Source organism: Streptomyces sp. Ru73, assembly GCF_002920575.1.
In the GTDB taxonomy this organism is placed as follows: domain Bacteria; phylum Actinomycetota; class Actinomycetes; order Streptomycetales; family Streptomycetaceae; genus Streptomyces.
This window is the reverse complement of the sequence record NZ_PQSQ01000062.1, coordinates 1-26,201: the sequence shown is the minus strand read 5'-3', so window position 1 is coordinate 26,201 and position 26,201 is coordinate 1. Positions and strand designations below refer to the sequence as shown.

Genomic DNA, 26,201 nt, shown 5'->3' with positions numbered 1-26,201 from the left:
CCGGGGACGTACGGAAGCTGAGACCTTCCGGCCGCCGGGGCCTTCGGGCCGGTCAGCCCTTGCTGCGCTTACTGGCCGGCAGAGCGGAACCGCGGGAACGCGCTGCGGCCGGCGTACACCGCCGCGTCGTCGAGGATCTCCTCGATGCGCAGCAGCTGGTTGTACTTGGCGACGCGCTCGGAGCGGGCCGGGGCGCCGGTCTTGATCTGGCCGCAGTTGGTGGCGACGGCCAGGTCGGCGATGGTGACGTCCTCGGTCTCGCCGGAGCGGTGCGACATCATGCACTTGAAGCCGTTGCGCTGGGCCAGCTCGACGGCGTCCAGGGTCTCGGTCAGCGAACCGATCTGGTTGACCTTGACCAGGAGGGCGTTGGCGGAGCCCTCCTCGATGCCGCGGGCCAGGCGCTCGGGGTTGGTCACGAACAGGTCGTCGCCGACCAGCTGGACCTTGGAGCCGAGCTTGTCGGTGATGACCTTCCAGCCCTCCCAGTCGTCCTCGAACAGCGGGTCCTCGATGGACACGAGCGGGTACGAGGCCACGAGCTCCTCGTAGTACTCGGTCATCTCGGCGGCCGAGCGGGACTTGCCCTCGAACTCGTAGGCGCCGTCCTTGTAGAACTCGGAGGCGGCGACGTCGAGCGCCAGCGCGATGTCCTGGCCGGGGGCGTAGCCGGCCTCCTTGATGGCCTCGAGGATGAGGTCGAGGGCCTCACGGTTGGAGCCCAGGTTCGGGGCGAAGCCGCCCTCGTCGCCCAGGCCGGTGGCCAGGCCCTTGGCCTTCAGGACCTTCTTGAGGGTGTGGTAGACCTCGGCGCCCCAGCGCAGCGCCTCGGAGAAGGACTCCGCGCCGATCGGGGCGATCATGAACTCCTGGATGTCGACGTTGGAGTCGGCGTGCGACCCACCGTTGAGGATGTTCATCATCGGGACGGGCAGGACGTGCGCGTTCGGGCCGCCGAGGTAGCGGAAGAGCGGCAGGTCGCTGGCTTCGGAGGCGGCGTGCGCGACGGCCAGGGAGACGCCCAGGATCGCGTTGGCGCCCAGGGAGCCCTTGTTGTCGGTGGCGTCCAGGTCGAACATCGCCTGGTCGATCAGGCGCTGCTCGGTGGCGTCGTAACCGACCAGCTCGGGGCCGATCTGCTCGATGACGGCCAGCACGGCCTTCTCGACGCCCTTGCCGAGGTAACGGTTCGGGTCGCCGTCACGCAGCTCGATGGCCTCGAAGGCACCGGTCGAGGCGCCGGACGGCACGGCAGCGCGGCCCGTGCTGCCGTCGTCGAGGCCGACCTCGACCTCGACCGTGGGGTTGCCTCGCGAGTCGAGGATCTCGCGAGCTACGACGACGTCGATCGACGGCACGTTGTCTCCTTCATGGGTGTCATCTGGAGTTCTGCAACACGAGCCTAACGGCCCGTGGCCCGTCCGCCTGCCCCTAGCCCCTTCCGTGAGACGAAAAAGGACCCAAAGGCCCTCAATACGGGAGGTAAGAACCGCTTTTCGCGGAGGACGTAACGGGTAAATCGGGCCAGGCCACCTGAGCGGCAGGGCCCACAAACGTGAAGCCCCGCCGTGACGCGCTCGGGGGCTGCGCGTCGCGGCGGGGCGGTCTCACGGGCGGCCGGCAGGCCGACGGGATCAGACCTCGAGCTTCTGGCCCGGGAAGATCAGGTCGGGGTTGCCGCCGACGGTCGACTTGTTGTTCTCGTAGACCGTCTTCCAGTCCTTGCCGTGCGCCTTGGCGATCTTGCCGAGGGTGTCACCGGACTTCACGGTGTAGTTGCCGTGGCCCTGCTTCGGCGCGGCCTGCGGCTGGACCGGCTGCGGCTTCGGGGCGGCCTGCTGCTTCGGCGCCTGCTGCTGCGGGGCCGCCTGCTGCTTGGGGGCCTCCTGCTTCGGAGCCTGCTGCTGGGCCTGGCCGGAGCCGGTGTTCACCTGCGCGGCCGGGCCACCGGAGGTCAGACCGCCGGCGCCGGCGCAGCCCCAGGCACCCGGGCCCTGCATGGCGAGCAGCTTCTCGGCGGTGGCGATCTGCTGGTCCTTGGTGGCCAGGTCGGCGCGCGCCGCGTACTTGGTACCGCCGGCGGCGGCCCAGGAGCTGTTGTTGAACTGCAGGCCACCGTAGTAGCCGTTGCCGGTGTTGATGTGCCAGTTGCCACCGGACTCGCACTGGGCGACCTTGTCCCAGGTGGCGACCGAGGCGGCGTTCGCGGAACCGGCGGTCATCAGCGGGACGGCCACGGCGGCGCCGGCGACACCGGCGAGCGTGGCGACGCGGACGGCCTTCGAGGGGCGGCGGTGCTTGCCCTTGAGCATGTTGTGTCTTCCTCACCGACGCCTGCGAGGTGAGCTGTCGGGTTCGGGCTGTGAGTGGCCCGGCCGGATGCGCTTCCGCACACCCGGCTTCACCCCAAGCCGTTCCGCTGCGTCTCCGCTGCGGCCCGGCACTTACCTGGGTCCCCCGCTCCTGCCTACGGCGCTTGCGCGACGGTTGTCCGACCGATCACCGGCAGGATTCGGCGAATGATCGGCGGGCTCACTCGATGCGAGCGGTGAAGAAACTAAACACACACCCTTCGAGGGTTCAAACCACCCATTCGTAGGACAGTTGACCGCTTTCGACACTCGAAAGTGCCCGTTTTCGCAGGTCGCACCCGGTATGGAAACAACGGGCACAGGAGGCTGGAACGGCGCGGGACGAGACCCATGTCTCACTTTCCCCAATTGAGCACAACCGGGCCGCACTTACCCCCCGAGGCTCCGCCTCACTGCCCCAGATCGAGGCGCTGACCAGGGTGGATGAGGTCCGGATCAGCACCGATGACGCTCTCGTTGGCGTCGTACAGACCCGTCCAGCCCTCCGCGAGCCCCTGCGCCTCGGCGATGGCGGACAGACTGTCGCCCGGCCGCACCGTGTACATGCCGTCAACGACCGGGGTACCGCGGTGCGCGTCACCGCCGCGCGAGGCGTGCCGCCCGGCGGGCTTCCCGTCCCCCCTGTCGCCGCCCTTGGCGTCGCCGGAGTCGCCGCGGTGGCGGCCGGTGCCGGGCGCCGAGGGCTCGCCGGAGGGGGTGGCGGCGTCACCGGAGGGCTCGTCCGCGGGCCGGTCGACGGAGTCGCCGGCCTTGCCGTCGCCGGTCTTCCCGTCGTCGCTGCCGGCCTTGCCGCCGGTGCCCGTGTGCGCGTCGCCGGTGGCGTCGCCCGACGGCCGGGAGTCGGTCCCGCCCGCCGACGGCGTCGCGTCCGGCGCCGTGGGCCCGCCGGAGGGCTCGGTACTGGTGTCGCCGGAGGGCTGCTGCGTGTCGCCGCCGTCCGCGTCCGTACCGGCGGACGGGCTGCCGGAGGCGTCGCCACCCGGCTCGGTGGGCTGCGGCTCGGGAGTCTCCGTACCGCCCGGGTCCACGTCGGGTATGAGCCCGTCCACGTCCAGACCGGCGTGGACCGCGCAGCTGGGCCAGGCGTCCGGGCCGCGGTCGTTCAGGACCGACTCGGCGACCGCGATCTGCTGGGCGCGGCTGGCGAGGTCCGGGCGCTCGGCGTAGGACTCGCCGCCGTAGTCCTTCCACATCTCCAGGGTCAGCTGGAGCCCGCCGTAGAAGCCGTTGCCGGAGTTGGCGGTCCACGAGCCGCCGCTCTCGCACAGCGCGACACGGTCCCAAGTGGTGGCGTCGGCGGCCTGCGCACCGCCCGCCGCCAGCAGCGGCAGGGCCATCCCTGCGCCCGTGACGGAGGCCGCCACCAAGAGGGCGGGGGCCTGACGGGGGCGGCGGTGTCTACCGTTGCCGGAGCGCATGCGAATGCCTTTCGAGCGGCGGCTTGAGTTGTCGCACGCAAGGTAGCGGGGGCCCGGTCCGGTCTCAACCCGGTGTAGCGGAGATCACGCGCAGATCACGCCGCTGACGACGCGTCAGTTGAGCCCTTTTCGCGCCCTCTTGAGGCACGCCGGTACGTACGGGAATGCCCGTTCTGACGGCCCGTCCGCAGCGCTCCGGCCCTACGCTCCGCTCCCCGTACCCTCCGGCGTGAACCGCACCGGCAGTGCCCGCAGCCCGCGCATGATGAGGCCGCCACGCCAGCGCAGATCGTCCGGATCGGCATCCAGTCCGATGTCGGGCAGCCGGGTCAGCAGGGTCGCCAGCGCGGTCCGCCCTTCGAGGCGGGCGAGCGGCGCGCCCAGGCAGTAGTGGATGCCGTGCCCGTACCCCAGGTGCTGGTTGTCACGGCGGCCGAGGTCCAGCGTGTCCGGCGCGTCGAACCGCGCCGGGTCCCGGTCAGCGGCCGCCAGTACCACCAGTACCGGGTCGCCCTCGGCGATCACCTGGCCGCCGATGGTCAGCTCCTGCGTCGCGAACCGCCAGGTCGCCAGCTCCACCGGCCCGTCGTAGCGCAGCAGTTCCTCGACCCCGGTCGCCAGCAGCTCCTCGTCGCCCGCGGCCAGCGCGTCCTGCAGCCGCTTCCGCTGCCCGGGGTTGCGCAGCAGTGCGTACGTACCGTTCCCGATGAGGTTGACCGTCGTCTCGAAACCGGCGAAGAGCAGGATGAACGCCATCGCCGCCGCTTCGTTCTCGGTGAGGTGCTCACCGTGGTCGGAGGCGCGGATGAGGGCCGAGATCAGGTCCTCGTCCTCGGTCTCCTCGGCCGCCAGCGACTCGCGCTTGCGGTGGATCAGGTCGGCCAGATAGGCACGCATCTTCTTCACGGACCGGGCGACGCCGCCGCGCGGCCCTCCGCCGTGCCGGATCATCATTCCGGCCCAGTCGCGGAAGTCGTCCTGGTCCTCGCGGGGCACGCCCAGCAGGTCGCAGATGGCGTAGATGGGGAGCGGGAAGGCGAACTCGTGGATGAGGTCGGCCTCGCCGCGCGCCGCGAAGCCGTCGATGAGCTGGTCGGTCAGCTCCTGTACGCGCGGCGCGAAGCGCGCCACCGTACGCGGGGTGAACGCCTTGGAGACGAGCCGGCGCAGCCGGGTGTGGTCCGGCGGGTCGATGTTGAGGAGGTGCGTCATCAGGTTGGCGCTGCGCTCGCCGGGGATGCCGACCTTGCCCTTGCCGTGCGCGGCCTCGCTGTGGTGCTGCGGGTTCTTCGAGAGCCGTGGGTCGGCGAGTGCTTCGCGGGCGTCCGCGTACCGGGTGACCAGCCATGCCTCGACCCCACTGGGCAGCTGTGTACGGCGGACCGGCGCGTGCTCGCGGAGCCAGGCGTACGCGGGATAGGGGTCGGCGGCGAACTCCCAGGTGAAGAGCTCGGGGCAGGCGGGGGGTGTGGTGTCGTGCACCCCTCGACCGTAACCGGTTGTCCACAGGCCCCGGTCACTGTCCGTGGCGGGCGCTAGCGTTTGTGGGAGTGCGGTGGAGGTGGGGGAGGGGTCTTCGCCGGCAGACTCCCGCTGGATGGGGAGAGGGAGGGGCCCTGCCAGGAAACAGCGGGGGCGAACGCCTCGCCCCCGCTCCCCCTAAGCCCCCCGCTCCGCCGCCACGATCGCGTCCCGGTACGTACGCGCCGCCGCCCGCAGTGCCGTCTCCGGGTCCGTGCCCTCCTCCTGGGCCCGCGCGGCCAGCGCCAGCAGCTCGTACCCGATGCCCTCGCCCGCGATCGGCACGTCCAGACCGGCGGTGCGGGCGCGGGAGGCCAGCTTCGCGGCCAGCGCCAGGGCCGGCTGGCCCAGCGGCACGCCCTCGGTCACGGACTCGCGCTGCTTCTCCGCGGCCTTGGTCCGCAGCCAGTGCGCCCTGACGTCCTCGGGCGTCGCGGCCTCCTCGTCACCGAAGACGTGCGGGTGCCGGCGGATCAGCTTGTCGACGATGATCCCCGCGACGTCGTCGACGGAGAACGGCTCGTCGGGGTCGTCCTGCGCGATCCGCGAGTGGAAGACGACCTGGAGCAGCACGTCGCCGAGCTCCTCGGCCAGTGCCTCCCGGTCGCCCTCCTCGATGGCCTCGACCAGCTCGTACATCTCCTCCAGGCCGTACTTCGCCAGGTCCTCGTGGGTGCGGACGCCGCTCCACGGGCAGGCGAGGCGGATCTGGTCCATGACCTGTACGAGGTCCAGCAGCCGGGCGCCCGGCAGATCGTACGAACCGGGCAGCAGTTCCAGGTCCGGCATCGCCTCGCGGCCCGAGCCGGCGAGCCGCGCCAGCCCGTCGGTCAGCGTGCTCTCCCCCTCGGCGGAGGTCAGCACGACAGCGGTACGGGCCTCAGCGACGCAGTAGTCGACCAGCTCACGGGCGCTCGGCACGGCCGCGGTCTCGACGGCGATGCCGGCCTCGGCGAGGTACGGCAGCTGCGGGTGGTCGGGGTCGGCGCACAGCACGCGGTCGGCGGCGCGCAGCGTCTGCCACGCGGGCCAGGACAGCAGGCCGGGTGCGACCCGGTGGCTGGTGGTGAGCAGGACCAGGCGGCCGGTGGCGGAAGCGTTCACCCGTCGAACGTAACGCACCGCCGGTACGGAGGCGCCGCCAGGCCGGACCGCCGGGCCCACCCGCAGGGGGCGGGCCCTCGCGCGGCCGTCAGGTCTGCTGCTTCTGCTCCGTACGCACCCACGGCGTCTTGGCCTCGCCGAGCATGACCTGGCTGTCGTTCCACTTGCCGAAGCGCGGGTTCACGTCGATGCCGAGGTCGCGCGAGGTCTTGGCCAGTGCCTGGGCGAGCTTCTGCTGTCCCTGCGGCGTCTGGCGGTTCACGCCCAGCTTCTTCGCGAGGCCGTCCATGAGGATCTGGTTGCGGGCCATGCCGTCGATCTCGCTGGGCGCGATGGCCTGCTGGAGCGACATCGCCTTCAGCCGCTCGGCGCCGCCGGCCCGCTGCTCGGCCGTTGCCCGCCACTTCTGGACGTCGGAGCGGCTGGCCTCGACGCCCGCGTCCTTGGCGCTGCGCGCCAGTACCTTGTCGAAGATCATGCTGTTGAGCATGGTGACGCTGAGCCGCCCGGTGTTCTGGACCATCTGTGCACCCTGCGGGGCGCCCTCCTGGGCGGTGCGGACGTTCTTCACGCGCGACTGGAGCTGCGCCACGGTGATCCGCTCGCCGCCCACGACGGCCGCGGCACCGGGGTGCGCGTCGCTGCCGCACGCGGACAGGAGCGGGGCCGCCACGACGGCGACGGCGGAAACGGAGAGCGCAGTCCTACGGCGGAGCATTCGGCCTCCCGGCGAAGATCATGAACGACTGCGGGGCGTTCGGCACCTCGCGGGCGTCCCAGTCCTGGCGTTGATCGATGGTATGGAGTCCGCGCGGCGCGGACCAGCAATTCGACCAACGATTGCGGCACTTTTGTGTTTCGTGCCCCGTGCCGGGCGGGTGCCGCCGGGTTCACGGGCCCGGCGGCACCGGCCGGTTCAGCGGACCCGGGCCAGCCATTCCAGGGTGCGGCGCACCTCGGCGGGGAAGGCGTGGTGTGCCCCGTGCACCCGCTCCGCGTCGTACAGCAGCCGGGCGAGCGTTTCCTGTGCGGCGCCGCGCTCGCCGAGCGCGAGCAGGAGATGGCCGATGGAACGGCGTATTTCCAGGGGGCGTACGGCGTCGTCGGGGGCGGCTTCGAAGTGCGGGAGGAGGGTGCGGTACTCCTCCAGGGCGGCCGCCGCCTCGCCCAGCGCTTCCAGGCACTGGGCGGCCTCGAAGCGGAACTGCAGGGCCTGGCGGGCCGCGTGCGGTCCGGGGTCGCGGGCGAACTCCTCCGCCAGCAGGCGTAGTTCGGGCAGTGCCCGGCGGTACTGTCCGTCGTCCATGAGCGTGGCGGCGTACTGCTTGCGCAGGGTGCGGACGACCGGCGAGTGCTCGCCGTGGCGGGCGGCCGCGGCGGGCAGGATGCCGCCGAGGATGTCGACGGCCCGGGTGATGCGTCCGTGGTCCAGCAGCCGTTTGACCTCGTCGACGGCGGCGGCGACGTCCACGGCGACGGGGGCGTCCGGTCCGCCGGGCGCGCCGGCGGGGGCGGGTGTGCGGGGGTCGGTGCCGGTGGCGGGGGTGGCGGCAGCGGGGTACGGCGCTGCGCCCGGTACGACGGGGACCGGGACGGGGACGCCGGGTGCGGGCGGAGGGGGCGCGGCGCCGGGCGGTACGGGGCCGGGTGCGGCGGAGGCGGCCTGCGCTGCGGCGAGCGGGGCCGGGGCGGGCGGAGTGGAGGCGGGTGGTGCCAGCAGGTACGCCTCGCCCGGGGTGCCGTCCGGGCCGGCGGCCGGGACGGGTACGGCGGTGACCGCGGGCCGGGCGGCGCCGGCCGGCTGTGCCGCGCGCCCGGGCCATGGCGCGTGCGGCAGGAGGAAGGGGCGGGTCGGGTCCATGGGCGCCACGGGCAGTGGCAGTCCGCCGGCCGCTTCGGCCCCCGTGCCGTCTTCTCGGCCGGCTCCCGCGCGGGGCAGGAGGGGGGCCAGTGCCTGGTAGACCTCCTGCGCGTCGGCCGGGCGGTGTTCGGGGTCCTTGGCCAGCAGCCGCAGGACCAGGGCTTCCAGTTCGGCCGGCACGTCGGGCCGCAGCTGCCGTACCGGTACCGGCTGTTCGTACAGGTGGCGGTGCAGCACGCCCAGCGCGGTGGAACCGGCGAACGGCACGCTGCCGCTGAGCAGTTCGTGCAGCAGCACGCCGAGCGCGTAGAGGTCGGTGTAGGGGCCGACGGTGCCTCCCATGGCCTGCTCGGGGGCCATGTAGGCGGGGCTGCCGATGGGCGAGCCGGTGTGGGTGAGGCGGGTGGTGTCGGTGTCCAGCGCCGAGGCGATGCCGAGGTCCAGGACGGTGACGGTGCCGTCCGCCTTGACCATGACGTTCCGCGGTTTGAGGTCGCGGTGCACGATCGGCACGGCGTGCACGGATGCCAGTACGGCGCAGAGCTGGGCGGCGACGCACACGGCCCAGGGCCACGGGTAGGGGTCGTGCTCGGCGAGATGGTCGGCCAGGTCGGCGCCCTCGACGTACTGCATGACCAGGTAGAGGTCGTCGCCGTCGCTGCCCGCGTCGTGCACGGTGACCAGGCCGGGGTGGTCGACCTGTGCGGTCACCCGGCATTCGCGTGCGAAGCGGTGGCGCAGCTCTTCGGCGTCCGGGGCGCCGGCCAGCCGGTCGGGGCGGAGGAGCTTGACGCCGACGCGGCGGTCCAGGCGCCGGTCGTAGGCGATCCACACCTGTCCCATGCCGCCCTGGCCGAGCAGTGCGGAGAGTTCGTACCGCCCGGCGATGACTCTGCCGTTCACCGTCCGTCCTCCCCCTGTGGCGCCCGGCCTCCGTGGCCGTCGCCCCGGCGGAGGTAGTCGCTGAGTTCGTCCAGTTCGGCCCGGACCTGGTCGATGCGCTGCGGTCGCGGGTGCGGTTGCGGCGGCGCGGGTGCGGGGGCGGGGGCGGGCGGTGCGTACGGGGGCTGCGGGGAGGCGTACGGCCTCGCCGGCGCGCTGGGCATCGTCTGCTGCTCGTACATCGCACCACTCGGGTACCCGGCCGGGGCTCCCGGTATCGCGGTGCTTCCGTACGCGGGCGCTCCGTACGCCGGGGTCCCGAACGGATGGGTGGTCCGGGCGTGTCCGGGGCCGTACGCCGCGAGGGAGCGGGTGCGGGCGCGGATGTCGATGACGAGGTAGTAGGCGACGGCGCCGACCAGCTGAAGGAGGATCAGGGCCAGTGCGGCGTCCCCGCGCCAGTCGCTCTCGGGTACCGAACCGACGACGGCCAGCAGCGGTACGGTCAGGGCCGCGTTCACCCCGAAGAGCCACCAGGCCACCGGCCGGCGGTGGACCAGTGCGGCGCGCAGCAGCGTGACCCAGGCGAGCATGCCGAGGCTGAGCACGGCGACCGCCACGAAGACCACCCGCAGCAGCACGGCCGTGCCCTGCTGGAGGGGGCGGGGCGGCGGGGCCGGGGCTGGGCCGTGCATTGCTGCTCCTGGTCGGTATGGCCGTCATGGCGGTTGTTTTCGAGCGTATATACCGACACTGACAATGCCTCCGGGGTTGTACGGAACCGCATCGCGGTCCGGTCACAACCGCGGCCCCGCCCGGGCCGGGTCCCCGGGCGGGGCTCATCCCGGCGGCAGGGAGCCGTCCGTCAGGCCGTCGTACAGCCCCTGTGTCAGCCGCTCGCCCAGGCGGGCCGACTCCCGCAGGGCTTCCTCGAAGGCGGCGAGGGCCCGGAAGCGTTCGCCGTACTCGCGCTGTTCGGCGGGGGCCAGCCGGGGCAGCTGGAGGCGGCGGACGTCGAGCCGGGTGGCGGTGGAGGCGTAGCTGCTGGCCTGGCGGTTGTTGGCGGTGCCGCGCAGGAACCCGGCCAGGAACCAGGGGTCCAGCGCGGCCGGGTCGGGCCGGAGCAGGAAGAGGTTCCGGCCGAGCGCCGCCCCTTCGGTGGCGGCGTCGACGACCCGCGCGATGGCGCCGCCGCCCAGGACCGGTACGACGACGTCGCCGGCCCGCAGGAGGACGGGCTCTTCGGGGGCGTCGCCGGTGGCCGGTTCGGGGAGGGTGCCGGAGGGCGGGGTGCCGCCGATGACGTCGTGCTCGGTGAGCTGGACGGGGCCTTCGCCGGGCGCTGCGGTGCCGGGGCCGCCGGCACGCAGCAGGAGGGCGCCGGCCCTGGCCAGCTCGCCGACGGTGGTGAGCGGCCAGCGGGCGGGCGCGGTCCGGCCCTCGGGGGCGGGCTCCGGGGTGAGTTCGGCGGTGCGGGCGAGGGCCGCGGTCAGTTCCTCGTGCGCGCGGGCCAGTTCGGCGGGGCCGCCGGCCGCCGCGGGCGGCGGGAGGTGCCGGGCGGGGGCGAGGTCGACGTCGTCGTCGAGGAGGTCGATGGCGGCCAGCGAGCGCCGTACGCCCGGCCGTTCCTCGATGCCGCCCTCGTGGTCGAAGGTGCGCCAGGCGTCCAGGACCGTGGCGCGCACGGTCTGCCAGTCGAGCTTGTCCCGGCCGCCGGGGGCCAGTTCGGCGGTGTCGACGACGAGGAGATGCGGCGCGGGCGGCGGGGCGCTGCCCGGGCGGTGCAGCACCCAGAGGTGGAGCGGGATGCCGTACGGCGGGGCGGCACCGGCGGGCAGGGCGATGACGGCCCGCAGGGCGCCGCGGCGGAGCAGGTCGGCGCGGATGCGGCGGCCGGAGCGGCGGGAGGCGGCGGCGGGCGGCATGAGCAGGACGGCCGTGCCGCCGGCCTTGAGGCGGGCCAGTGCGTGCTGGACCCAGGCCAGCTCCGATTCGGTGCGGGCGGGGAAGCCGTACTCCCAGCGGGGGTCGTAGGCCAGGGAGTCGTGGCCCCAGTTGCGCTCGTTGAACGGCGGGTGGGTGAGGACGGCGTCGACCGTGAGGTCGGGGAAGGCGTCGGCGCGCAGGGTGTCGGCGGCCTGCACGCGGACCTGGGCCTGCGGTGCTTGCAGGGCGAGGCGGAGCGCGGTGAGGGCGGCGAGGTCGGCGTCGGCCTCCTGCCCGTAGAGCGCGGCGGGTCCCGGGCGGGCCCGGTCCTCGGCGCCGTCCGCGGGGCGCGTCCCGGGCGGTGCGCTCCCTTCGTCCGTACCGGCGCCGGTGGCCGGCTCGCGCGCGGGGTGCAGAAGGGTGCCCGTGCCGGCGGCCGGGTCGAGGACGGAAGCGGCGGGGCCGGCCAGCTCGGCCATGAGGGCGGCGAGGCCGGGCGGAGTGAGGGTGTACTGCCGGGAGTTGGCGTCGAGGTGGCGGCCGAGCAGGAATTCGTAGGCCTGGGGCGCGCCTTCGGCGTCCTCGGCCAGCTCCGCCGCCGCGCGCACGAGGGCGCTGGAGGGGGCGAGGGCCTCGCGGGTGAGGCCGGTGACGGGGTGGGCGGGGCCGAGCCGGGCGGTGAGGACGGTGTCCAGGGCGGGCGGCAGCAGGCCGGTCAGCTCGGCGTCGTCGCTTGCGCGGGCCAGGCCGCGCCAGACGGCGGGGCGGTCGCGGACGAGGAGGAGCACGGCGCCGACGTGCCGCAGGGCGGTGGCGGCGCCGGCCGGGTGCCCGGCGACCTGCTGCCAGACCCGCTCGCGCAGCGGGACCTCGGCGAGCTTGCCCTGCTCGCGCAGCCACTGCTCGACGGCGGTCAGAGCGAAGGCGGGGCTGGCCTCCGTCCCTCCCACGGGCTTGGGGAAGTCGGCGTGCCGACGGCGCCAGTTGCTGACCGCGGCGCGGCCCACGCCGGCCAGGCGTGCGATGCCGGCCGCGGTCACCTCCGCCGCGACCGCGGCTTCCAGCGGGGTCTCCGCCGGGGTCTCCGGTGTTGCGTTCTCCGGCACCTGACTGGCTCCCGTCCGATCGCTCCGTCGCGCGCTGTGTCGCCTGTGTCAGCGAGCATACCCACGACATCGCCACCGACCCCTTCACGACGTGAATACACACTTTCCCGTGAATCGTGTTGACTCGGTTCACAGCCTCTGGTGTTATTGAGCCATCGAGCCACCTGCTCGCCTTTCTCAGCTTTTGCCTCTCTTTTGCGTCTTCTCCTCTTTCTCCACCAGGTCGCTTCGCCAGAACCGATCGAGACTCCCGGAAGGGACCCACAGCCATGTCCCAGCAGATGCAGTTCCCGCCCGGCCCGCCGGCCCCGATGGGCGCCCCCGCTCCGCAGGCCGCGCGCAACGGCCTGGGCGTCGCGGCCCTCGTGCTCGGCGTGATCGGCGTCCTGTCCGGCCTGATACCGCTGCTGTTCTGGCTCGCCGGCACCCTCGGCCTGCTGGCCCTGATCTTCGGCCTCGTCGGCCGCGGCCGCGCCAAGCGCGGTGAGGCCACCAACAAGGGCGTCGCGCTCGCGGGCGTGCTGCTGGGCATCGCCGCGATGGTGGTGGCGGTGATCGGCGCGGTGATCACCTTTACCGCGGTCAAGGGCGCGGTGGACGACATCAACAAGTCGCTGGAGTCCTCCACGGCGGAGCCGAAGACCGGCTCGAAGGGCGAGGACGCGGCCGGCACCGAGGACGGCGGGAGCGGTTCGGAGACCGAGGCGCTGCACGCCGGCGACACCGCCGAGTACGACACCGGCCTGAGCGTGACCGTGTCCAAGGCGTCGCCGTACGCCGTCGGCCAGTACGCCGTCGGCCACAAGGGCAGCAACAAGGCCTACAAGGTCACCGTGCAGCTGCAGAACAAGGGCGACAAGAAGTTCGACAGCACCCTGACCCTGGTCGAGGCGCGGGCCGGCGCTGACGGCAAGAACGCCGAGCAGATATTCGACGAGTCGGTCGGCAAGGGCTTCAGCGGCAAGATCCTGCCGGGCAAGACCGCGACCGTGGAGTTCGCCTTCGACACCCCCGCGGCCGCGAAGGAGCTGGACGTCGAGGTGACGCCGGGTCTGGACCACGAGGCGTCCCAGTGGGAGCTGAAGCTGTAGTCAGCTCACCACCGCCCGGGGCCCGGCCACCACGGCCGGGCCCCGTCGTGTCGTCACTTCGCGTGGAAGCGGGGCGGCGCCGCCGTCGGGTTGCCGCCGGTGGGCAGCTTCTCGGCCGGGCAGGTGTTCAGGATCCTGCCCATCGCCGCCTTCTCCGCCCGGGTCACCCACAGGCCGTACTTCTTCTTCACCGCGACCTGGTGGGCGACGTAGTCGCAGCGGTAGCCCTTGTCGGCCGGGAGCCAGGTGGCCGCGTCGCCGTCGCTCTTCTGCCGGTTGGCGGAGGCGTCGACCGCGATGAGGTTCAGCGGATCGTTGGCCAGCGCGATCCGCTTGCCGGCCGGCCATTGCTGGGCGCCCTTCTGCCAGGCGTCCGACAGCGCCACCACATGGTCGATGTCCACCTGGCTGCTGCCGCGCCGGAACATCACCCGCTTCCCCGTGTACGGGTCCCGGGCCAGTTCACCCGAGGCCACCTTGCAGTGGCCGTCCTCGAAGCGCACCCGCGTCAGATCGCGCTTGAGGATGTCCTCGCGGGTCGGACAGCCATTGCTGTCGGTGTCGGCCCAGGCGGTGCCGAAGCGTTCCCGCTCATAACCGGTCTTCGGGGCACGGCCCTTGACCGGCAGGGTGCCGAGCGCCGCGAGCGCGCTGCCCGGTTCGCCGGTCGCCGGGGGAACGTCCGGGCTGCCCCGTCCGTCTCCCTGAGTACTGCCGCCCGACGGGTTGCAGCCGGCGAGGGCGAGGGTCGCGGCCAGAGCCGTCACGGGGAGCGCGGCACGGCGCACGGGAAGCACGGACCGTATCAAGGGGGACATCCAATCTTCGGTTGAGTCACGGCACGGGCGGGCCAGGACGCGGCACGCCCCGGCCGGCCGGGCCGGCCATCGGGCCCGAGGGCCGCACCCGCCTGACCGGGCGGCTCCGGGCCGGGGTGATCAAGGCGACCGTACGTCGCCCCGGCCGCCTTGTAGGACGGCCCGTCCGTTTCGATGGTTTCGAGTACCTTTTCGGAAGTCGAGGAGTAAGGATCGGTATGGACACGGCCGCAGGAACCGCGGCGGAGAGCACCGGCGCCCGTACGGCCACCGCGGACGGCCGGGAGACCGCGGCGCCGGCCGCCCGTGTCCGGTCCCGGGCCGCAGCGCTCCGCTCCCCGCGCCTGGACCCGTACTGGACGGCCGCCGCCCTCTTCGTCCTCTTCGCCGTGCTGTCCGTGCAGCGCTACCGCACCCTGGGCACGCTCTCCTGGGACCTCGGGATATTCGAGCAGGTCGTACGGGCCTACGCCCACCTCCGGGCACCCGTCGCCGACCTCAAGGGGCCGGGCGCCAACATCCTCGGCGACCACTTCAGCCCCGTCCTCGTCCTGCTCGCCCCGCTCTACCGGCTGTTCCCCTCCCCCGTCACCCTGCTCGTCGCGCAGGCGGCGCTCTTCGCGCTGTCCGCCGTCCCGGTCACCCGCTGCGCCGGCCGGCTGCTCGGCCGCCGCGCCGGGCTCGCGATCGGCATGGCGTACGGGCTGTCCTGGGGCGTCCAGCGCGCCGTGGACTTCGACTTCCACGAGATCGCGTTCGCGCTGCCGCTGCTCGCCTTCTCGCTGGAGGCGGTGGTGCACCGGCGCTGGACCGCTGCGGTGTGCTGGGCGGCCCCGCTGGTCCTGGTCAAGGAGGACCTGGGGGTGACCGCCGCGGCCATCGGCGTGATCGTGGTGATCCGGGCGCGGCGGCTGGTGCCGGCGGCCGTCGCGCTGGTCTTCTTCGGGCTCGCCGCCACCGCGCTCACGCTCGGCGTGATCATCCCGGCCTTCAACGGCGCGGGCTCCTACGACTACTGGAACAAGCTGAGCGGCGACGGCGGCCCCGCCCCCGTCATCCCCGTGGACACGGCCGTCCGCACGCTGCTGTGGACGCTGCTGCCCACGACCGGCCTGCTGGCGATGCGTTCACCGCTGCTGCTCGCCGCCGTGCCGACCCTCGGCTGGCGGTTCGTCTCGCACGACGACCACTACTGGGGCACCGACTGGCACTACAGCGCCGTCCTGATGCCGGTGGTCTTCCTGGCGCTGACCGACGCGCTGCCGAGGCTGCGCGCGAGCCGCCGGCCCTGGCTGCGCAGTTACGCCGCGCACCTGCCGGCCGCCGCGCTGGCCGCGGCGCTCGCGCTGACCACGACGCTGCCGCTCGCCCGGCTCACCGAGGCGGACACCTACCGCACGCCGCCCGCCGTCGCGGAGGCCGACGCGCTGCTCGGCCGCATCCCGGACGGGGCAACCGTGGAGGCCGACGTACGGCCCATCAGCCGTCTCACGGGACGTACGACGGTGTACTGGATAGGTGACACCCGCGGCATCGCGCCGGACTACATCGCGGTGCAGCTCCAGGACGGCCGGACCACCTCGCAGGCCGTCGCGGAGGCCGCCGCCCGCCACCCGGGCACGGTGTACGTCCCGGACGGCGAGGCGGGCGGCCTGACGCTCCTGAAGCGCGCCGCCAAGAACTGACGCACGGGGTCGCCGGCTACCGGCCCCAACGGACCCGCGACAGCCCCGCCCGCCCCCGTTCACGGAGCGGGCGCCCCGGCCCGGCCTGGCCTGACCTGACCTGACCGAGCCTGGCCTGGCCTGGCCTGACCGAGCCTGCCCTGACCCGGCCTACGACCCCAGCACCGTCGTCAGGAACTCCCCCACCCACGACAGCAATTCGCGGCCGACCAGGGGCTTGCCGCCGATCTTGCCGGTGGCGGGGCGGGGCACCAGCACCTGGTGGGTGGCCGGCTTGATGACCGACCGCGGGTAGAGCCGCTTCAGGCGCAGCTCCTGGGACTCGCGCAGCTCGACCGGGCCGAAGCGGACGTTGGAGCCCTGCAGGGTGATGTCCGTGACGCCGCAGGCGCGGGCGAGCATCCGCAGGCCCGCGACGAGCAGCAGGTTCTCCACCGGCTCCGGCAGCTTGCCGTAACGGTCGGTCAGCTCCTCGCGCACCGAGGCGATGTCCTCCTCGGTGCTGGCGGAGGCGATCGCACGGTAGGCCTGGAGGCGCAACCGCTCGCCGGGCGCGTAGTCGTGCGGGACGTGCGCGTCGACCGGCAGCTCGATCTTCACCTCCAGCGGCGGCTCCTCCTCAGCGCCGCCCTCCAGCGAGGCGCGGTAGTCCGCCACGGCCTCGCCGACCATGCGGACGTACAGGTCGAAGCCGACGCCCGCGATGTGGCCCGACTGCTCGCCGCCGAGGAGGTTGCCCGCACCGCGGATCTCCAGGTCCTTCATCGCGACGTACATGCCGGCACCCATCTCGGTGTGCTGCGCGATGGTGGCCAGGCGCTCGTGCGCGGTCTCGGTGAGCGGCTTCTCCGGCGGGTACAGGAAGTAGGCGTACCCGCGCTCCCGGCCACGGCCGACGCGGCCGCGCAGCTGGTGGAGCTGGGAGAGGCCGAAGTTGTCGCCGCGCTCGACGATCAGGGTGTTGGCGTTGGAGATGTCGATGCCGGACTCCACGATGGTCGTGGCGACCAGCACGTCGGACTTCTTCTCCCAGAAGTCGACCACGACCTGCTCCAGCGCGGACTCCGACATCTGGCCGTGCGCCGTGGCGATGCGTGCCTCGGGGACGATCTCGCGCAGCCGGGCGGCCGCGCGGTCGATGGACTCGACCCGGTTGTGGATGTAGAAGACCTGGCCCTCGCGGAGCAGTTCACGGCGGATGGCGGCGCCGATCTGCTTCTCCTCGTACGGCCCGACGAAGGTCAGAACCGGGTGCCGCTCCTCGGGCGGGGTGGTGATGGTCGACATCTCGCGGATGCCGGTCACCGCCATCTCGAGCGTACGGGGAATGGGCGTCGCGGACATGGTCAGCACGTCGACGTTGGCGCGGAGCTTCTTCAGCTGCTCCTTGTGCTCGACGCCGAAGCGCTGCTCCTCGTCGACGATGACCAGGCCCAGGTCCTTGAACTTGGTCTCGGACGAGAACAGCCGGTGGGTGCCGATGACGATGTCGACCGAGCCGTCCTTGAGCCCTTCGAGGGTGGCCTTGGACTCGGTCTCGGTCTGGAAGCGGGAGAGCGCGCGGACGTTCACGGGGAACTGGCCGTAGCGCTCGGTGAAGGTGCCGAAGTGCTGCTGCACGAGCAGCGTGGTCGGCACCAGTACGGCGACCTGCTTGCCGTCCTGGACGGCCTTGAAGGCGGCGCGCACCGCGATCTCGGTCTTGCCGTAGCCGACGTCGCCGCAGATCAGCCGGTCCATCGGGACCGACTTCTCCATGTCCTCCTTGACCTCGGCGATGGTGGTGAGCTGGTCGGGCGTCTCCGCGTACGGGAAGGCGTCCTCCAGCTCGCGCTGCCAGGGGGTGTCCGGGCCGAAGGCGTGGCCGGGGGCCGCCATCCGCGCCGAGTAGAGCTTGATCAGGTCGGCGGCGATCTCCTTGACGGCCTTCTTCGCGCGCGCCTTGGTCTTGGTCCAGTCGGCGCCGCCGAGGCGGTGCAGCGTCGGGGCCTCGCCGCCGACGTACTTGGTGACCTGCTCCAGCTGGTCGGTGGGGATGTAGAGGCGGTCGCCGGGCTGGCCGCGCTTGGCGGGCGCGTACTCCACGAGGAGGTACTCGCGGGTGGCGCCCTGGACCGTGCGCTGCACCATCTCGATGTACCGGCCCACGCCGTGCTGCTCGTGGACGATGTAGTCGCCGGCTTCGAGGGTGAGCGGGTCGATGGTCTTGCGGCGGCGGGCCGGCATCCGCGTGGCGTCCTTGCCGGCCGCCTTCTGGCCCGAGAGGTCGGTCTCGGTGAGGACGGCGAGCTTCAGCTGCGGATCGATGAAGCCGTTGTCGATCGAGCCGCAGGAGACGTGCACGACGGACGGCGAGATCTCCGTCAGCTCCGGGTCCAGGCGCGCTGCGATGCCCTCGCCGCCGAGCACCTCGACCGTGCGGGAGGCGGGGCCGTGGCCCTCGGTGAGGTAGACCGTGCGCCAGCCGTCGGCCAGCCACTGCTTGGTGTCGGCGAGCGCGCGCTGGGTGTCGCCTCTGTACGTCTCGGGGGCGTGCATGCCCAGCTTGAGGGTGTCCCCGTCGTCCTCGCCCGCCTCGTCGGCGGCGAACTGGGACACCGACCACCACATCATGCCCAGCTCACGGGCGCGGTCGCGGACGTCGGCGATGCCCCACAGGGAGGCCGCGCCCACGTCGATGGGGGCTTCCCCGCCGCCGGCCGTGGCGGCCCAGCTGGCCTGCAGGAACTCCTGGCTGGTGGCGACCAGGTCGGCGGCGCGGGTGCGGACCCGCTCGGGGTCGCAGACCACGGTCATCGCGCCGGCCGGGAGGACGTCGAGCAGCAGCTCCATCTCGTCCACCAGGACCGGGGCGAGGGACTCCATGCCCTCCACCGCGATGCCCTCGGCGATCTTGCCGAGCAGTTCGCCCAGCTCGGGGTGGTCCTCGGCGAGCGCCGCAGCGCGCTCCCGTACGGAGTCGGTGAGCAGCAGCTCGCGGCAGGGCGGGGCCCACAGGCCGTGCTCGGCGATCTCCAGGGAGCGCTGGTCGGCGACCTTGAAGTAACGGATCTCCTCGACGTCGTCGCCCCAGAACTCGATCCGCAGCGGGTGTTCCTCGGTGGGCGGGAAGACGTCGAGGATGCCGCCGCGCACCGCGAACTCGCCGCGCTTCTCGACCAGTTCGACGCGGGCATACGCGGCGGCCGCGAGGCCGTCCACGATGTCGCCGAGGTCGGCGGTGTCGCCCGTGCGCAGCGCGACGGGCTCCAGGTCGCCCAGCCCCTTGACCTGCGGCTGGAGGACGGAGCGGACGGGTGCGACGACGACGGAGACGGGGCCGGCGGCCGGGTCGTCCTTGCTGGGGTGGGTGAGGCGGCGCAGCACGGCGAGGCGGCGGCCGACGGTGTCCGAGCGGGGCGAGAGGCGCTCGTGCGGCAGGGTCTCCCAGGAGGGGTACTCCACGACGCCGTCGGCGGGCAGCAGCGAGCGCAGCGCGGCCGCCAGGTCCTCGGCCTCCCGGCCGGTCGCGGTGACCGCGAGCACCGGGCGCCCCGCGTCCCTGGCGAGCGCGGCGACGGCGAAGGGGCGGGCGGCCGGCGGGCCGACCAGGTCCACGTGCGGGCGGTGCCCGTCGACGGCGGCCTCGACCGCTTCGGCCAGCGCCGGGTCCCGTACGACGGCGTCGAGCAGTCCTGTCAGGCTCATGAAAAGGCTTCCGTCCCAGGGAGTCGGACAACGCGAACGACCGGCCGCTTCAGTACCGCGGGCTGGGCGCGACGCACGGGGCGTACGTGACGCCGGCAGCCGGTGCGCGGAGAGCGGGCCGGGGTTTCCCAGGGTACGCCCGACCGCCGACAGCCACCGGCCGTACCGGCCTCCGGGGCCCCTCGGCACCGGCCTCCGGGGCCCGGCCGCACCGATCGCCGGGGGCCCGGCCGCACCGGTCTCCGGAGCCAGGCGGCACCGGCCCGCGGTACGCGTCCGTGCCCCGCCTGCGACGCTTCGTCCACCCCGGTCTGCGCTCGTCCGCCCCGCCTCGCATCCGGCCGCCGCCCCGGCCCGCGCCAGGCCGCCCCGACCCGCGCCAGGCCGCCCCGACCCGCGTCCGGCCGCCGCGGCACGCGCCGGTGCGCCCTGCCCCGCTCCTCTCCGCCCGGCCCGGTCCGCGTCTCTCCGGCCCCGTGCGTCCCCGCGCCCCTCGGACACCGCGGCCCGTGCGGGGCCGTCCCGGTCCGTGGGCGGCCCCGTTCCGCAACGCGGGCCGGCGTGGAATGGTGTCCGGTACACGGACTTGGGAGGGGGCACGGTGAGCGGGACCGGTGGCGGTGGCGCGGTGAACGGGACCGGCGAGCGGGCGGGCCGGGAGCGGACGGCGGACGCGGCACCGGAGACGTCGAGCGGCGCGGCACCGGAGGCAGCGGCCGACGCGGCACCTGAGGCGGCGGGTGGCGCGGGGCCCAAGAAGGGCGGCGCGGCGTCCAAGAAGGGCGGCGGTCCCGCGCCCGCCACGGTCACCCGCCGCGGTCCGGTCGTCGCGGCCCTCATGCTCGGCATGGCGCTGGCCGCGCTGGACTCCACCATCATCGCCACCGCCGTCCCGCAGATCGTCGGCGACCTCGGCGGCTTCTCGGTCTTCTCCTGGCTCTTCTCCGGCTACCTGCTGGCCGTCACCGTCACCCTGCCGGTCTACGGGAAGCTCTCGGACACCTTCGGCCGCAAGCCCGTCCTCGTCACCGGCATCGCGGTCTTCCTCGCCGGCTCGCTGCTGTGCGCGGGCGCCTGGAACATGGCCTCGCTGATCGCCTTCCGCGTGCTCCAGGGCCTCGGCGGCGGCGCGCTGCAGGGCACCGTGCAGACCATCGCCGCCGACCTGTACCCGATGAAGGAGCGGCCCCGGATCCAGGCCAGGCTCTCCACCGTCTGGGCGACCTCCTCCGTGGCCGGACCCGCGCTCGGCGGGCTGCTCGCGGCGTACGCGGACTGGCGCTGGATCTTTCTCGTCAACCTGCCGGTCGGCGCGGTCGCCCTCTGGCTCGTCCTGCGGCACTTCTTCGAGGACAAGCGGGGCTTCGAGGACAAGCGGGGCCTCGAGGATCCCGCGGGCCGCTCCCGTACGGTGCGGCCACGGATCGACTGGCCCGGCGCGCTGGCCATCTTCGCCTCGGGCGGGCTGCTGCTGACCGCACTCGTGCAGGGCGGCGTCGCCTGGCCCTGGTTGTCCCTGCCGTCGCTGCTCCTCCTGGGCGCCAGCGCCGTGTGCGCGGCCGTCACCGTACTGATCGAGCGGCGCGCCGCGGAACCGATCATCCCCGGCTGGGTATGGCGCCGCCGCACCATCTCCACGGTCAACCTGGCGCTCGGCGCCCTGGGCCTGCTGATGGTCGCCCCGACCGTCTTCCTGCCCACCTACGCCCAGGCGGTGCTGGGCCTCGGGCCGATCGCGGCCGGCTTCGTGCTGTCCACGATGACGCTGAGCTGGCCGATCGCCGCAGCGCTCAGCAGCCACGTCTACAACCGCTTCGGCATCCGCACCTGCGCGCTCCTCGGGATGAGCGCGGCCACACTGGTGCTGCTGGCCTTCCCGCAGCTGCCCTACCCCGGCGCCGCCTGGCAGCCGGCCCTGCTCTCGCTCGCGCTGGGCGCCACCCTCGGGCTGTTCCAGCTGCCGCTGATCATCGGCGTGCAGTCCTCCGTCGGGTACGCCGAACGCGGCACCGCCACCGCCTCGATCCTCTTCTGCCGCCAGGTCGGCCAGTCCGTCGGGGCCGCGCTCTTCGGGGCCGTCGCCAACGCCACCCTCGCCGGGCGGCTGGCCGACGCGCCCGCCGGCCTCCGTGCCGGGCTGCCGGACGGCCTGGACGCCGTCTCGCGGGCCCTGGAGCACGCCGGCACGCTCACCGAGCGCGCCGCCGACTACCTGCGCCGCTCCGTGGACGTCACCGTCGAGCACGTCTACTACGGGGCCGCCGTCGCCGGGCTGCTCGCGCTGGCGGCGCTGCTGTTCGCGCCGCGCCGCTTCCCCGTGCACGCGGACGCGCGGGACACGACGGAGGGCACGCCCGTCCGGAAGGGCTGACGGACGCCGCGCCCTCCTGGCCCGGGGCCCCGGCTCAGCCCTCCGTGCGCGGCAGCTCGGTCTCCAGGGTGTCCTCCTCGTCCGGGTCGACGCCGCGCTTGGCGGGCGCCTCCTCGGGCGCGGCGGACGCCTCGGCGGCGTACCCGGAGCCGTGCCGCGCCTCCCGGGCCCGCGCGTACTCGCCCGCACCGGCCGCGCCGGAGGCGTCAGCTTCGTACGCCGCCGCCTCGTGCCCCTCGTACGCCGTCCCGCCGCGCGCCTCGTGGCCGTCGTCCCGGTGGCCCTCGTACCCGGCGTCGGGCGCCCCTTCGTGGGTCTCGTGGACGCCCGCTTCGTACGACGCGTTCGCGCCCCCTTCGTACGACGCGTTCGCGGCCTCTTCGTACGCGGCGTTCGCGTCCCCCTCGTGGCGGGCGTCCCGCGCTTCCTCGGTGTGCTCGCGCACGGCCTCCGTGCCGTCCGCCGCCACGTCGTGCGCATGGCCGGATTCCCGCGCCTCCGCCGCGTCCCCGGCGTCCGCCGCGTCCCGCTCGGCCGCGTCCGGGTCCTTGCCCATGAGGGCGGCCAGGCTGCTGCGCACGTGTGCCATGTGGGAGCGCAGCTCCTCGCGCCGCTCCTCGTGCTCGCGCAGCGTCCGCTCGGTGGCCCGCTCGACGCGCGTCGCCTCGGCCTCGGCCTGCGCGATCACCTCGGCGGCACGGGCCGCGGCCTCCTCGTCGATCTCCCGCGCGGTCTCCTCCATCTTGGCGTAGTACCGCTGCACCTCCACGATGCGCGCCTCGCCGCGCTCCTCCAGGGCCGCGATCCGCTGGTCCACGGCCGCCTCGCGCTCGGCCAGCTCCTGCTCGGCCGCCGCCCACTTGTCGGCCAGGCTCTTCTCCTGCTCCTCCAGGACCTCGGCGGTGCGCCGCCGCATCTCGCGCAGCGACTCCTCCGCCTCCCGGCGCAGATCCTCGGCCTCCTGGGCGGCCTCCGCGACCATCGTCCTGGCCTCGGCCTCCGCCGCCTCCACGGCGCGCACCGCGGCGTCCTCCGTGTCCTGGTGCAGCTTGACCGCGAAGGCGTCGGCGGCGTCACCCTGCTCCCGCGCGTACTCCGCGGTCTCCTCGGCCAGCCGTTCGGCGGCCTCGGCCGCCTCCGTGCGCAGCCGCTCCGCCTCGGACTCCGCCGTGGTCAGGATCAGCCGGGCCTGCTCACCCAGCGATTCGTACGTCTGGGGCGGCATCTGGGCCAGGTACTCGCGCAGCCGCTCCAGCTCGGCCGTCATCTCGTTGGCCAGCACGGTGAGGCGGGCCGCCCGTTCCCAGCACGAGTCGCGGTCGACGGAGAGCCCCTCGACCCTGCGGTCCACGTCCTCCGGACGGTAACCACGCCCTCGTACGACCTCGAACCCGTGAGGCGACACCGATGCGCTCATCCCTCAAGCCCCTCTCCGACATGACGTGGTCCGCGCACATCTTTGTTGATCCGTCCGAAGCACCCATAACGCGACACTCCGCACCTATCCCTGCCCAAGGATGCGTCACTTTTCAGCAGAAGTCGGAATCGGCTCGTCGGCGCGCACGGCACGGAACAGCCGCCGGGCCTTCTCCCGGTCCCACACGAGCACGTCGCCCGCCCCGGCCACCTGCTCGCCGGGGCCGGTCACCGGCACCGTCACGGCCTTCCCCGAGCCGTCCGCCACCTGCTTCATCGACAGTCCCATCTGCGTCAGGTCCACCACCCCCGCACGCTCGTCCACCCGCAGCGCGGCCAGCGCCGCGTCCAGCGCCGGCACCAGCCGGAACGGGTTCAGCAGCACACCCGGGCCGAGCATCTCCCCGGCCACCGCGCTCATCAGTGCCCGCTGCCGCGTCACGCGTCCCAGATCGCCCCGGGGATCGCTGTAACGGGCCCGTACGTACGCCAGCGCCCGCACGCCGTCCATGTGCGAGCAGCCCGCCGGGAAGTCCGCGCCCGACTTCTCGTCCTTCAGCGGCGCGTCCAGGCACAGCCGGACCCCGCCCAGCGCGTCCACCACCCGCACCAGGCCGAGGAAGTCGAGCTCGGCGTAGTGGTCGACGCGCAGCCCCGTCGCCTGTTCGACGGTGCGCGTGAGCAGCTTCGCGCCGCCGATCCCGTACGCCGCGTTCAGCTTGTTCCTGCCGTGCCCCGGCACCTCGACATAGCTGTCCCGCGGCAGGCTCACCAGATACGGGCCGCTGTCCCCGTAGTGCAGCAGCAGCACCGTATCGGTGTTGCGCCCGGCATCACGGCCCACGTGCAGCTTCCGCTGCTGCTCAGGGGTCAGATCACGCCGACTGTCGGAGCCGGCCAGCAGCCAGTTCGTGCCCTTGCCCGAGGACGGCCGGCCCGGGTAGCCGCTCAGCGCGTCCATCTGGTGCAGCTGTCCGCCCGCCCAGAAGAACAGCGCGACCGCCAGCGCCACGGCGAGCAGCACCACCACCGTCACCAGCAGCGCGATCCGCCGCGGCCACGACCGTCGCGCACCGCGCCGCCGCCCGCGCCCGCCCCGGTACAGCGTCGGCGAACTCGGCGGCGGCAAGGACGGTGGGGCCATACCGGCATGATCGTGGCGCCCGGCCCGCCGCGCAGGTCGAGCGCCACGTATGACGCACCGTCACCGCCGTACGGGGGACATCACGGAGGACATCACCCCACGCCGGCGCCCTCGGACGCCGGCTACAGCAGGCCGTCCCACATCTGCTCCAGCAGCACCGACCACCAGCTCTCCGGCGAACCGAGCGCCTGCGGGTCCAGCGCCACCAGCTGCGCCTGGAAGTCCGTGGTCCAGCGGCCCGCCTGTTCCGGGTTCAGCCCGTACCGCAGCCGCCACATCCGGCCCAGCATCGCCATGCAGCGCACGAACTCGGGCAGCCCGGTGTTCACGAACTGCGGCGTCGCCGCCTGCCCGCCGGGCCCCGCCTCCAGCGGCACCGCCACGATGTGCGCCGTGCCGTACTGCACGCACAGCTGACGCCCGAAGTCGGTGCCCATGACCAGGTACGAACCCGCGTCCGGAGCCGGCTGCACGCCCCGCTCCTGGGCCAGCTCCGCCAGCGTCGGCACCGGCCGGCCCGGCTGCGCCTGCCCCCAGAAGAACGGGCCGAAATCGACCGGCACACCCGCCCACACCAGGGTCTGCGCCACCACGTCGGGCACGCCCTGCCGGGACACGGCCCGCTGGTCGAAGCGGAACACCCCCTGCGGCCCGAACGCCTGCTCCAGCTCCTGGCCGATCACCTGCGGCGGCACCGGCGGCGCGAGCTGGATCTGCGACGGGTGCGGCAGCGGCACCCGCACCGGCGCGGGCCGCGCCGGGCCGTCCGCCACCTGGTGCAGCTCACCCTGATGCTCGATCAGATGGCGTACGCCCTGCTGCCGCGAGGCGTGGTCGTGGCCGTACGCGGCGGTGTGGCTGATCCGCACCTGCGGCCAGGTCTCCCGGATCATCCGGGCGCAGTAGCCGCCCGGCAGGTCGCAGGACTCCAGCTCGGTGTGGAGCTCCAGCACCTGCTGCGGCGGCACGTTCAGGCCGCGCAGCTCGTGCAGGATCTGCCACTCCGGATGCGGCGTGCCCGGCGCCGAACGCCGGATGATCTGCTGCTCGGAACCGTCCGGCGCGCGGTAGCGCAGTACGGCCATGTAGCCGGGGCCGACGGTCGGCTGACCGCCGGGCGCCTGCGGATAGCCGTACGCGGGGCCACCGACGGGCGGCTGCCCCATGGGCGCGCCGGGCTGCTGCCCCATGGGGGGCGCGGCCGGCGGCATTCCGGGGCCCGGGGGCGGCGCACCCGGACCGGGCGGCGGCGTACCGGGGCTCGCCAGCATCGTGGCCGCGGCGTGCACGCCCCCACCGGGCGCCCCGGGCCCGGCGGGCGCGCCCGGAGGCGGCGTACCGGGGGCGGCGGGCGGCGGCGGAGGCGTGCCGGGACCGGCCGCGCCGGGCGTACCGGGCGGCGCGGGAGGCGGCGGCGCACCGCCACCGGTCCGGCCAGCGGCGGAGTTGCCGGGCAGCGAGGCGCCGTCGGCCAGCATCGTGGCGGCCGCGTGCACCCCGCCACCGGGCGCACCGGGGGCGCCAGGAGCACCGGGGGCGCCGGGCGGCGGCGTCTGCGCGCCGTCCGCCGTGTCCGGCGTGCCCTCGGGTCCCGCGGCACTCGGGTCCAGCTGGGACACCATCTGGGTCGGCACGTAGCCGCCCGCCGGGCCACCGGGTGCCGCGGGCGGCGGCGTACCGGGACCCGCCGGACGGGCCTCTGCCTTGTCGGCCGCCTCGTCCGCGACCTCCGCGGGAGACGGCCGGTCCGCTCCGGGAACACCGGGCGGCGCTGGCGTACCCGGAGCCGGAGGCGTACC

Annotated in this window: 17 protein-coding genes and 1 riboswitch; of the genes, 3 read left to right on the top strand and 14 right to left on the bottom strand. The window is 73.8% G+C overall.

Annotated elements, in window-relative coordinates; translation table 11 throughout:
* Positions 1-68 precede the first annotated feature (68 nt).
* From eno to C3486_RS24005, 9 genes are all read right to left on the bottom strand, one after another.
* Positions 69-1,358, bottom strand: a complete 1,290-nt coding sequence (gene eno / locus C3486_RS24045) for a phosphopyruvate hydratase (protein WP_103834834.1) — start codon at positions 1,356-1,358, stop codon at positions 69-71.
* Between the two features lie 276 nt (positions 1,359-1,634).
* Complete coding sequence (locus tag C3486_RS24040) at positions 1,635-2,312, bottom strand: transglycosylase family protein (RefSeq protein ID WP_103834833.1); 678 nt, start codon at positions 2,310-2,312, stop codon at positions 1,635-1,637.
* Positions 2,313-2,316: 4 nt separating this feature from the next.
* Positions 2,317-2,528: riboswitch (cyclic di-AMP (ydaO/yuaA leader) on the bottom strand.
* Positions 2,529-2,761: 233 nt separating this feature from the next.
* Complete coding sequence (locus C3486_RS24035) at positions 2,762-3,709, bottom strand: transglycosylase family protein (RefSeq protein WP_308461263.1); 948 nt, start codon at positions 3,707-3,709, stop codon at positions 2,762-2,764.
* 282 nt (positions 3,710-3,991) lie between these two features.
* A complete protein-coding gene (locus tag C3486_RS24030; protein WP_103834831.1) occupies positions 3,992-5,272 on the bottom strand; it encodes a cytochrome P450 in 1,281 nt (426 codons plus the stop codon).
* 177 nt (positions 5,273-5,449) lie between these two features.
* The gene (locus tag C3486_RS24025) at positions 5,450-6,415 is read right to left on the bottom strand and encodes a nucleoside triphosphate pyrophosphohydrolase (RefSeq protein ID WP_181138669.1); all 966 of its coding nucleotides are present in this window, start codon (positions 6,413-6,415) and stop codon (positions 5,450-5,452) included.
* 88 nt (positions 6,416-6,503) lie between these two features.
* Positions 6,504-7,133 carry a SurA N-terminal domain-containing protein gene (locus tag C3486_RS24020; protein WP_103834830.1) on the bottom strand — a complete coding sequence of 210 codons (630 nt, stop codon included), beginning with the start codon at positions 7,131-7,133 and terminating at the stop codon, positions 6,504-6,506.
* Between the two features lie 198 nt (positions 7,134-7,331).
* Complete coding sequence (locus C3486_RS24015; RefSeq protein ID WP_103834829.1) at positions 7,332-9,179, bottom strand: serine/threonine-protein kinase; 1,848 nt, start codon at positions 9,177-9,179, stop codon at positions 7,332-7,334.
* Positions 9,176-9,853, bottom strand: coding sequence for a hypothetical protein (locus C3486_RS24010; protein ID WP_103834828.1), 678 nt, complete (start codon positions 9,851-9,853; stop codon positions 9,176-9,178). The genes C3486_RS24015 and C3486_RS24010 overlap by 4 nt, the downstream gene beginning before the upstream one ends.
* Before the next feature lie 144 nt (positions 9,854-9,997).
* Entirely contained in the window at positions 9,998-12,190 is a 2,193-nt protein-coding gene (locus C3486_RS24005; RefSeq protein ID WP_374936912.1) for an N-6 DNA methylase, read from the bottom strand.
* Positions 12,191-12,459: 269 nt separating this feature from the next.
* Here C3486_RS24005 and C3486_RS24000 point away from each other — a divergent pair, with 269 nt between their 5' ends.
* Positions 12,460-13,281: a DUF4190 domain-containing protein gene (locus tag C3486_RS24000; protein WP_103834827.1), complete on the top strand. Its 822-nt coding sequence runs from the start codon at positions 12,460-12,462 to the stop codon at positions 13,279-13,281.
* Between the two features lie 53 nt (positions 13,282-13,334).
* Here C3486_RS24000 and C3486_RS23995 read toward each other — a convergent pair whose 3' ends face one another.
* Positions 13,335-14,099, bottom strand: a complete 765-nt coding sequence (locus C3486_RS23995; protein WP_103834826.1) for an HNH endonuclease family protein — start codon at positions 14,097-14,099, stop codon at positions 13,335-13,337.
* A 218-nt stretch (positions 14,100-14,317) separates the two neighbouring features.
* On the opposite strand from C3486_RS23995, the gene C3486_RS23990 reads away from it, so the two are divergent.
* A complete protein-coding gene (locus tag C3486_RS23990) occupies positions 14,318-15,784 on the top strand; it encodes a DUF2079 domain-containing protein (protein WP_103834825.1) in 1,467 nt (488 codons plus the stop codon).
* Positions 15,785-15,934: 150 nt separating this feature from the next.
* Here the strand turns inward: C3486_RS23990 and mfd are convergent, their stop codons facing one another.
* A complete protein-coding gene (gene mfd, locus C3486_RS23985) occupies positions 15,935-19,471 on the bottom strand; it encodes a transcription-repair coupling factor (RefSeq protein WP_103834824.1) in 3,537 nt (1,178 codons plus the stop codon).
* Between the two features lie 838 nt (positions 19,472-20,309).
* On the opposite strand from mfd, the gene C3486_RS23980 reads away from it, so the two are divergent.
* The gene (locus C3486_RS23980) at positions 20,310-21,842 is read left to right on the top strand and encodes an MFS transporter (RefSeq protein WP_103834852.1); all 1,533 of its coding nucleotides are present in this window, start codon (positions 20,310-20,312) and stop codon (positions 21,840-21,842) included.
* Between the two features lie 34 nt (positions 21,843-21,876).
* Here the strand turns inward: C3486_RS23980 and C3486_RS37425 are convergent, their stop codons facing one another.
* From C3486_RS37425 to C3486_RS23965, 3 genes are all read right to left on the bottom strand, one after another.
* Positions 21,877-23,193, bottom strand: coding sequence for a cellulose-binding protein (locus tag C3486_RS37425; RefSeq protein ID WP_181138668.1), 1,317 nt, complete (start codon positions 23,191-23,193; stop codon positions 21,877-21,879).
* Between the two features lie 171 nt (positions 23,194-23,364).
* Positions 23,365-24,300, bottom strand: coding sequence for an LCP family protein (locus C3486_RS23970; protein WP_103834851.1), 936 nt, complete (start codon positions 24,298-24,300; stop codon positions 23,365-23,367).
* 224 nt (positions 24,301-24,524) lie between these two features.
* Positions 24,525-26,201 (bottom strand): SUKH-4 family immunity protein (locus tag C3486_RS23965; RefSeq protein ID WP_181138667.1); only part of this gene is annotated, 1,677 nt, incomplete at its 5' end.

What these genes read in the sequence shown, in the direction of transcription:
- C3486_RS24040 (WP_103834833.1), bottom strand. Translation starts at nt 2,312, where the DNA reads ATGCTCAAGGGCAAGCACCGCCGCCCCTCGAAGGCCGTCCGCGTCGCC.
- C3486_RS24035 (WP_308461263.1), bottom strand. Translation starts at nt 3,709, where the DNA reads ATGGCCCTGCCGCTGCTGGCGGCGGGCGGTGCGCAGGCCGCCGACGCC.
- C3486_RS24020 (WP_103834830.1), bottom strand. Translation starts at nt 7,133, where the DNA reads ATGCTCCGCCGTAGGACTGCGCTCTCCGTTTCCGCCGTCGCCGTCGTG.
- C3486_RS24010 (WP_103834828.1), bottom strand. Translation starts at nt 9,853, where the DNA reads ATGCACGGCCCAGCCCCGGCCCCGCCGCCCCGCCCCCTCCAGCAGGGC.
- C3486_RS24000 (WP_103834827.1), top strand. Translation starts at nt 12,460, where the DNA reads ATGTCCCAGCAGATGCAGTTCCCGCCCGGCCCGCCGGCCCCGATGGGC.
- C3486_RS23995 (WP_103834826.1), bottom strand. Translation starts at nt 14,099, where the DNA reads ATGTCCCCCTTGATACGGTCCGTGCTTCCCGTGCGCCGTGCCGCGCTC.
- C3486_RS23990 (WP_103834825.1), top strand. Translation starts at nt 14,318, where the DNA reads ATGGACACGGCCGCAGGAACCGCGGCGGAGAGCACCGGCGCCCGTACG.
- mfd (WP_103834824.1), bottom strand. Translation starts at nt 19,471, where the DNA reads ATGAGCCTGACAGGACTGCTCGACGCCGTCGTACGGGACCCGGCGCTG.
- C3486_RS23980 (WP_103834852.1), top strand. Translation starts at nt 20,310, where the DNA reads ATGCTCGGCATGGCGCTGGCCGCGCTGGACTCCACCATCATCGCCACC.